An 8,711-nucleotide genomic window follows, 5' to 3' on the forward strand; every position below is an offset into this window, starting at 1 on the left:
GGCAGCGCTGGCGGGTCTTGCGGGCGGCATGAAGGCACTGGTGTTCCAGTTTGCAACGCTGACCGATGTGGGCTGGCAGATGTCGGGCGAAGTGATCCTGATGACATTGCTTGGCGGCATCGGAACGTTGATCGGCCCCATCGTTGGTGCAGCTTTCGTGGTGGCTTTGCAGAACTATCTCGCAACCTCAGACTTCCCCGTGACAATCGTCACAGGTGTCATCTTCATGGCCTGCGTGCTCCTCTTCCGAAAAGGCATCGTCGGTGAGTTCTATGCATGGCTAGAGCGGAGGAAATGAGTATGGGCGGGGCTTTGTCTATCTATCACACAACTGTCTCACCAAGCTGGATCGACTATAATGGTCACATGGGGGATTATGCCTATGGAATTGTCTTCTCGGACGCTGCAACAGCATATATGGGACGGATTGGGATTACCGCCACTTATCGCGAGGAGAATAATGCCACGCTCTACACACTCGATTGCCGCATCGGGTACTTGAAAGAGTGCCATGTCAGTGAAGCGCTGAGGGTGGAACTAACTGTTCTGGATGCTGATCACAAATGTATGCATGTGTTCATGAGATTGCTCAATGCAGATGGAGAGACAATAGCGCTTTGTGAACAGCTCCTTATACACATAAGCCGAAAGGGACAACATCCACGGGCTGCACAAATGCCGCAAGAGATAAGAGATTGTGTATTGGCGGATCTTCTAAGTTCGAAGTCTGTCGAGAGACCCGAATGGATTTACGGTCGTATTGGTCTCAAAAGAAAACGAGGCTAGTTAAAGTATCATGGGACAACACTGTAGTGGCCGCACAGTTCATTTAAACAGGGACCGTCGATAAAGCTTTTCCACGAGAGCGGCCCCGCCTCAACGAGGCAATTTCATTTTCTGACTGGCAATCAAATATTCCAAACTGTGCGGGTGGCACAGTTACCTTAACTCTGGCGCAAGCATAAGCTGCGAAAATAGGCCATGATCGAATCTCGTTCCTCACTTTATCACCGCCATCGTTTCCCTGCTGAGATTATCGCGGAGGCGGTATGGCTGTATTATCGCTTTCCTCTTAGCTTTCGCATGGTCGAAGATATGCTGGCTTACCGTGGGATCCTCGTCACCCACAAGGCGGTGCATGAATGGGCGGAGAAGTTTGGACGTGAATATGCCAATACGATCCGTCGCCGTACCCCACGTCTTGGTGATAAATGGCACCTTGATGAAATGGTCATCACGATCAAGGGTGAGAAGCATTTTCTGTGGCGCGCCGTTGATCAGGATGGCTTTGCACTCGATGTTCTTGTTCAGAAGCGCCGTAACACCAAGGCTGCCAAGCGTTTCATGCGTAAACTTCTACGCGGCCAGGGCTGTTCAGCCCGTGTCATGGTCAGCGATAAGCTGAGATCTTATGGTGCTGCCAAACGAGAACTGGGGATGAGCGTTTGCGAGCATCGTCAGCACAAAGGCTTGAACAACCGCGCTGAGAATTCGCACCAGCCCATCCGACGACGAGAGCGTGTCATGAAGCGCTTTAAAGCAGCGCGACACGTGCAACGCTTCACATCCATTCACGACCCGGTCTACAATCTCCACTACTTTCCCCGCAACCTTCTCTCCTCAGCAGACCATCGCGAGCTACGTCAGACCGCCACAAACATGTGGCGTGAAATCGCATGCCTGAAAGCTGCATAATTTCAGCGTCATAGACAAAATTGCGGACTTGCTCAGGTTAACGTAACAGTGCCCCTGTCCGACATCAGCGCCTTTGAGACAAAACTGGTTTAATTGTCAATCGCCGTTACCATGAGAGCCTCGACAATCTCACTCCCGCCGACGTCTACTTCGGACGCGGACAGACCATCCTGCTCGAACGCGAAAGGATCAAACAAGACACGATCAAAAAACGCCGCTTGAACCACCAGGCCAAAGCGGCTTAACTCAACCCCTAAACCGCGCCGGAAACTCCAATCTTCAAAAGCACAAATAGTCTCAAATCATTCGACGACGGACAGTGCGTGCATTCACGCGCCGATGTACTAGTTTTAAAGAGCGCTAAGTTCTTTTATAGCGCACCTGTCTTGCGATGCCAGGGATGCATTCCTGAAATTTTATTTTAGTGATAAAATTAAGCTACTTAGGCCGCCCCATGTAACAGATACCCCAATTGCCAAAAGCAAAAAGGCTGTGAGCCGCGTTAAAACCGCGGTTCCAGCAACGCCAATTTTCTTAAAGATCACGTCCGAATATCGATAACAAATCGCAACACAGATAAAGACCAGCATGATGCCGCAGACCGCGCCAGCGTAAGAAGCGATTTCGTCATGGAAGCTTCCAGCCATTTTACTCGATAAGGTCAAAATTATAGCGATCGTACCGGCTCCCGCTGTAATAGGCATCGTGAGCGGAAAGAATGCAATGTCTGCCGACTTATCTCTGCCAGTGGGAGTTTCTGAGACACCGGAGGGTGGCGCGGGGTCCGCGACCAACATTTGCCAAGCTGTAAAGAAAACGAAGATGCCACCCGCAACTTGTATATCTGGAAGGGTCACGCCAAAAAATTGCAAAAGTTTGGGCCCAACAAATAGCGTTATAATAAGCATCAGTGCGCCGTAAGTCGCAACTCTATAGGCGAGCTTATGTCTTTCGTCTTTAGGCTGGCGACTGGTTTGCGCCAAAAATACAGGAGCCATACCGATTGGATTGACCATTGAGAACACCGACATAAAGGTAAATGTCAGTGTATGAATGAACGTCCATTCCATTAAAACTCACTCCAAACCGTTTAAGCAATTTCTATTTTGTACATTAGTTTGCTACACTTTCGTAAACCGGCCGCCGTGCTCGATTTTGGGGGCTGGCTAAGGAAACTGCGCATCCCAACCTCTGCATTCGGGTTCATTGAGATGTGTCGAGACAGAGTGCACACATAGCTGTGTAATAAGACAATCAATCGCTCGCACTATAATTGCTCTAAAAAGAAACGTGCACCATGAAGTCTGGCCCGATTTACGGTTCGCGCGATCCGTTAACCAGGCACTGATCTTTTCTGTCGATTGTTCTCATTCACCATTTTCACCATTGATTGCGTGCATTTTCTTAGTAAAGTTCACTTACAATTAGAGCATAAGGTTTCCTGCCTTAAAACAAACATTGATCCGATACTGTCTTCAGTAAAAGAGTTTAGAACGCCTATCAGATCGCTTTAGATCCAAACCCGATTGAAGTTGGCTGTACTATATTTGAAGTGCTCTAACGGTGCACAACTAGCAAAGACGAGGATAACGTGAACGAAACTCAACCCTTGGGGAATGACGTCGATAAGGTAAGTTCCACGAAACAGCCCAAAAGTAGCGCGCTTAAATCTGCTCTTTTGATACTGGGTCCTATCGTAGCTATCATTGTTGCCCTTGTAATCTATTTCACCGGCGGACGCACGGTTTCGGAAAACGACAGCTATGTCGGAGCGCCGAATGTCACGATCGTCCCGCAGGTTTCTGGGCGTGTGACGAAAGTGGAGGTAGGTGAGAACGAACCTGTGCTTGCCAACTCAACTCTTTTTCAAATCGATCCCGATCTTTATCGATTTGCCTTAGATCAAGCCAAAGCACAGGTGCAGGCGGCAAAAGAAAAATTGGCCGGTCTCTCGTTGACTTACCAACAAAACCTAGCAGCCGTTAAGCAGGCCGAAGCGGATGTGGTCTATGCACAAGGCGAATACGATCGATCCCAGCAACTTCTTAAAGATGGTGTCGGAACGACGCAGGCAAGTGATGCTGCACGCCGTCAGTTGCAAGTCGCACAGGACCAACGGATAGCTGCCCAAGATGCAGCAAGTTCAACTCTGGCCCTTCTTGGCGGTTCTGCAGAAATTCCGATCGAACAGCAATCTGACTATTTGCAAGCTATGGCAATTCAGGAAAAAGCTGAATGGGATTTACGGCAGACAACGGTCGTTGCGCCATTTTCAGGCATTGCCACGCAGGTCGATAATATCCAGGTGGGCACTTTCCTTCAGCCAGGTCAGGCTGCTTTCACTCTCGTTTCCGCCGACTCTTGGATTGACGCCAACATCAAAGAAACAGACCTCGCCCATGTTAAGATAGGCGATGCTGTTGATATCGTCGTCGATAATTATCCCGATCTTCAATTAAAAGGACGTGTCGCCAGCATCTCACCAGCTTCAGGTTCGGTCTTTTCATTGCTGCCGCCCCAAAATGCCAGCGGAAACTGGGTCAAAGTTGTTCAACGCATTCCAGTGCGCATTACCATTCATAATCGTCCGGAAGACATTATTCTGCGTGTCGGCTCGAGCGCAAACGTTACGATCCAAACGAATTACCGGCGTACGTTGCAAACACTGGTTGACGACCTTGCCAGTATTGTGAACTTATAATGACAGTGCCCGCAGAGGATAAGCAAGAGGTTACGGGCGCACGCCGTATAGCCATTACGATTTGCGTGATGGTGGCGACCCTTATGCAGGCGCTAGACTCGACTATCGCCAACGTTGCGCTGCCTTATATGCAGGGCGCACTTTCAGCGACGAGCACGCAGGTGAATTGGGTGCTGACGTCTTACATCGTCGCAGCCGCTATAACTACGCCAGCGACGGGCTGGTTAGAGCAAAAGTTTGGCCGCCGCCGGCTGTTTATTATCAGCATCGTTGGCTTTGTTGGCGCGTCGATGCTATGTGGTACGGCGACCAGTCTGACAGAAATAGTCATGTTCCGGCTTGTACAGGGGGTCTTTGGTGCGCCACTCGTTCCCCTTGCGCAGGCCACACTTCTTGACACCTATCCTCGCCGTGTCCAAGGCCAGGCCATGGCGATGTTTGGCCTTGGTGTTATGCTTGGACCTATACTCGGTCCCACACTCGGCGGCTGGCTCACACAATATTATGATTGGCGTTGGGTGTTCTACGTCAACGTACCGATAGGAGCATTGGCTCTTTTTCTCGCTGTCGGATACTTCCCGAAGCGCCCCCCAAACCCAAATGTACGACTAGACGCTTTTGGCTTTGCAACGCTGAGCCTTGCCATCGCCTCACTGCAACTCTTTCTGGATCGCGGTCAGGAGCTTAACTGGTTCCAGTCTGTGGAAATTAAGTTTGAGTTTGGATTATTCATTCTTGGCTTGTACCTCTTCGTCGTGCACACCGCGACAACAGGCTCTGAAAGCTTCGTTGATCGACGATTATTTGCGGACAAAAACTTTGTTGTTTCACAATTTCTCATATTCATCGTTGGTGCCGTTTTGCTGGCCACCCTTGCGATGTTGAGCCCATATCTTCAGGAGCTTCTCGACTACCCTGTCTTAACCGCGGGTATTGTGCTTGCTCCGCGCGGCATTGGTACCATGATTGCAATGATCCTCGTCGGGCAGCTAATTGGTCGGATCGACATTCGACTATTGTTGATAGCTGGCTTTCTTATGACAGCTTATTCGCTCTGGGAAATGAGCGGATTCAATCAAAATGTCTCTGAATCAACACTTATACGAACGGGTATCATCCAAGGGTTTGGTATCGGATTCGTCTTTGTTCCAATGTCTACTGTTGCCTTCGCAACATTACCCGATGCATTGCGCACCCAAGGCACCGCATTCTTTAATCTGGTGCGCAATATTGGCTCCAGCGTGGGAATATCAGTGATGAGTTTCCTACTTGTCCGCAATGAGCAGATTATACATTCAACATTGGTACAGCATGTGTCACCTTACTCACGTGCAGTGCAGCAACTCGGTGACGCTGTCGATCTCTCTACACTCCAAGGGCGAGCCGCGATAAATCAGCTCGTAAGTGTGCAGGCCGAGGTCATCGCATATGCAGATTGCTTCCTCTTAATGATGTATGCAAGTTTGGCAGCAATCCCACTGATCTTATTGCTCAAAAGTAAATGATGGATCTCCTAACGCTCGATAACGGTGAGATTATTAGGCCTTCTAAATAAGCGGGAGGCCTTCATCCATTACGAACGAATTCTTACAAGTAAACAGATATCCTCAACTACATTTTACAACGCCATCGTCATTATCGCGTAAATTAAAAAGGGGAGTTGAAAGTTGGCTTGAGCCGATACTTTGAAGAACGTTCAACTACAAAGGTCAGCAAAGGAGAGCTTTTTTTATCTGGTAGGCCCATGATTACGCTGCACGATGCGCCGGAGGCGAGACAACGCCGAGTGCAAATGCCAGCGCGATTCCAGCACGCGTTGCATGAAGAATCGTTCGATTGGCTTCGACGCCGCGATGACAATCTTAGGAGGACACCAAAAGGCCCAATGATATTACTCGCCACAAAACCAGATCGTCCCTATAAGCGGCCTTCAGTCTGGCATAAATGATCCCGTGATAGAATGAGAGGATATAACTCCTGATGACCATATTTTGCGGAAATCGATCCGAGAAGGATGAGCTGAACACGCTTTCCAACCGATCCATTAGCTGCATGCCTGGCTTTTATTCGTGCTTTGGGATTATGGTTTTGCATCCCGTCGCGAGGAGGTGTTGCAATCACGCGTAGGAATGTATCCTGCGTGAGATCAACGGCCGTTTCCTGATTAATGCCACGGCGATTTAAAAATCGCACCATTCCTTTGGCGTGTCGGCGAAACAGATCCTGAACATCCCAGCTCAATTTAAGCCTGCCCTTTGCGTCCATGCGGCCAGGGAATCTCGTGTAAAGCCAGCAAACGAATGGCAAAATGCTAAAGCCGCTAGAGCGGACTTCATCATTTCTCCAAAAAATCGTTCGGTTAACTTAAGCGACATCAATCATCCTCATGCAGCAATTGCTACAATTTGGCTTTTTATTCGCAATTGAAATTCCAACGCAAGTGCAATGACTTAGATCGATTCTAATCTGCAATCGGACGCTAGACAAAACTGGTGAGTAATATTCATATCATTCCATAGGATATATGGAAATGAGCGCCTCACTCTTGATATAAAAGATATAAGTTGTCGCTATCGATTCATAAACAATGTTGCATAGCGGCAACGAGTTTCTCAACCATCCCTTATAAAAGCTAGAATTCACGAACTCGGCAGAATATAGAGAGGACGTGATAGTATCATTGTTGATACTGCTTATTTGTAATTTGCAGAAATCCAATCTTGTATTGTGGAACAAACGCAGCGCTTGGTGTAAAATAGATTGTAAATTGGCTCTTGGATAGAAGTCGATTTTATATATGCCGCAGTAACTTGAAACGCTTCATAACTGGTTCGCGTTGTTGAACCGATTGCTACGAATTGTCTATCCGCGAGCTATGCAGGGTTTAGGCGACGTGGAAGCACCAACTCGCAGCGGCCGATGGCTGTGTAACCGGGGCAGATTTGGTGGCACGAACTGATCCGTTATATGTGCTTTCCTGAAGATTTTGCCGTAGAGTCAGAGTCAAGAATCGCCCGCGACAAGATATGCACCTAGAATTAGTTCGGACTAGCACCTTTGGCAGTCTCAATAGCGAGCTGCAGAACGCTTCAGTGCACTCCTGTTTTTTATGTATTAGTCCAGCTCCAATGGCCATTTCTGAGCGCCATGAATAACAGTAATAATTTCTACTACCCCAGACTGTAATCTGTATGCGATAACATAAGGAATATCTGCGAATACATATTCGCGGGTGCCTTTTATACGACCCGGCCGGCCCATCGAGGGATAACTTGCTAAATTCTCCACTGCCGAGACAATTCGCGTCACAATTTGAGCAGCAGCGTCGGGATTGTCTTTTGCTATATAGGCACCTATCTGGTCGAGCCGACGAACGGCGCGGCGCGTCCAGCGTAAAGTAGGAGCAGTCATGCGCGACGACCAGCCCCAACATATTTCCCTATGACTCTGCCTAGCTCTTCCGAAGTAGCGAATTCATGGCGATCGGCTTCTGCGATTCCTGCTTGAATCTCCGCCAATTGCCATTCTTCCCGGACCACATAGTCTTCGATAGCTTGTGCGGCAAGATAAGCACTTGATCTATCAGACAGCGCGGCAATTTTATCCAGTTTTTTGGCGACGTCGTCATGCACGCGGACCGTAAACGCAGTAGTCATGATTAGGTTCTCCTTGGTTCATTCAGATTATTTATGAACCATTGCGGTTCGTCAAGGCAGCACAATTTTACTTCATTTTCTCAACTACTCACGCTTGTGATTTGCGCCGCAATAATCGCGCACAGGTCGAGGATTGATTGCCAGTCAAGAACGCATCAAGCGCACAACCGCGAACATCGCTGTTGTGCGCTTTCGCCATTAGTCATCGAGCGTGCTGGCAAAAAGCGAAAGCGGCGGGTGTACTTCAGGATCCGTGATTACTTCAATCAATGTAGAACGAGAGCCGGACTCGGCATTTCGTAGTGCTAGAGGAAGATCCGCCTGATCATCCACCCTTAAACCTTCACATCCACACGCACGGGCAATAGCGGCGTGATCGACTACTGAAAAATGGCAAGTGTGGTGTATCGGTTGAACTTGACCGTCTCAGCGTCTTTCTGGAAACCTAGAATACCGTCGTTTAAGACTATAACAGTCACGGGGATTTCCACTCGGACCATGGTTTCAAGCTCCGCCCAGGAAAGAGCGAAGGCTCGGTCACCTTTATGGTCTTCAACTTTAACGGTGGAACTGCCCATCAACGTGGCTGAAATCATGGCTTGAGAGCGCGGAACAGCTCCAGCAACCCAGCTTTCAATCCAGCGACATCATCGTCTTCC

Annotated in this window: 8 protein-coding genes and 2 pseudogenes; 6 read left to right on the forward strand and 4 right to left on the reverse strand. The window is 48.8% G+C overall.

The window, feature by feature from the left end; genetic code table 11:
* From OPR82_RS22270 to OPR82_RS22285, 4 genes and pseudogenes are all read left to right on the forward strand, one after another.
* On the forward strand, nucleotides 1-298 hold a 298-nt coding region (locus OPR82_RS22270; RefSeq protein ID WP_407673297.1), incomplete at its 5' end, for an ABC transporter permease subunit.
* On the forward strand, nucleotides 277-786 hold the full coding sequence (locus OPR82_RS22275) for a thioesterase family protein (RefSeq protein ID WP_265987150.1): 510 nt from the start codon (nucleotides 277-279) through the stop codon (nucleotides 784-786). The genes OPR82_RS22270 and OPR82_RS22275, both read left to right, overlap by 22 nt.
* 195 nt (nucleotides 787-981) lie before the next feature.
* A complete protein-coding gene (locus OPR82_RS22280; RefSeq protein ID WP_265987151.1) occupies nucleotides 982-1,695 on the forward strand; it encodes an IS6 family transposase in 714 nt (237 codons plus the stop codon).
* 104 nt (nucleotides 1,696-1,799) lie between these two features.
* Nucleotides 1,800-1,940: pseudogene (locus tag OPR82_RS22285) on the forward strand (IS3 family transposase); the annotation flags it as partial.
* A gap of 171 nt (nucleotides 1,941-2,111) precedes the next feature.
* On the opposite strand, the gene OPR82_RS22290 reads toward OPR82_RS22285, so the two are convergent.
* Nucleotides 2,112-2,765 carry a MarC family protein gene (locus OPR82_RS22290; RefSeq protein WP_265987152.1) on the reverse strand — a complete coding sequence of 218 codons (654 nt, stop codon included), beginning with the start codon at nucleotides 2,763-2,765 and terminating at the stop codon, nucleotides 2,112-2,114.
* A gap of 521 nt (nucleotides 2,766-3,286) precedes the next feature.
* Here OPR82_RS22290 and OPR82_RS22295 point away from each other — a divergent pair.
* Both OPR82_RS22295 and OPR82_RS22300 read left to right on the forward strand, forming a co-directional pair.
* Nucleotides 3,287-4,396 (forward strand): HlyD family secretion protein, encoded by a 1,110-nt coding sequence (locus tag OPR82_RS22295; protein ID WP_265987153.1) that lies wholly within the window; start codon nucleotides 3,287-3,289, stop codon nucleotides 4,394-4,396.
* Nucleotides 4,396-5,901 (forward strand): DHA2 family efflux MFS transporter permease subunit, encoded by a 1,506-nt coding sequence (locus OPR82_RS22300; RefSeq protein ID WP_265987154.1) that lies wholly within the window; start codon nucleotides 4,396-4,398, stop codon nucleotides 5,899-5,901. The genes OPR82_RS22295 and OPR82_RS22300 overlap by 1 nt, the downstream gene beginning before the upstream one ends.
* 1,609 nt (nucleotides 5,902-7,510) lie before the next feature.
* On the opposite strand, the gene OPR82_RS22305 is transcribed toward OPR82_RS22300, so the two are convergent.
* From OPR82_RS22305 to OPR82_RS22315, 3 genes and pseudogenes are all read right to left on the reverse strand, one after another.
* On the reverse strand, nucleotides 7,511-7,807 hold the full coding sequence (locus OPR82_RS22305) for a type II toxin-antitoxin system RelE/ParE family toxin (protein WP_265987155.1): 297 nt from the start codon (nucleotides 7,805-7,807) through the stop codon (nucleotides 7,511-7,513).
* The gene (locus OPR82_RS22310; protein WP_265987156.1) at nucleotides 7,804-8,052 is read right to left on the reverse strand and encodes a CopG family ribbon-helix-helix protein; all 249 of its coding nucleotides are present in this window, start codon (nucleotides 8,050-8,052) and stop codon (nucleotides 7,804-7,806) included. Before OPR82_RS22310 ends, OPR82_RS22305 begins: the two co-directional genes overlap by 4 nt.
* Before the next feature lie 198 nt (nucleotides 8,053-8,250).
* Nucleotides 8,251-8,633, reverse strand: a pseudogene (locus tag OPR82_RS22315) (thiamine pyrophosphate-dependent enzyme).
* Nucleotides 8,634-8,711: the final 78 nt, after the last annotated feature.

The sequence above is a fragment of the Ochrobactrum chromiisoli genome, from assembly GCF_026241335.1.
Lineage (GTDB): Bacteria > Pseudomonadota > Alphaproteobacteria > Rhizobiales > Rhizobiaceae > Brucella > Brucella chromiisoli.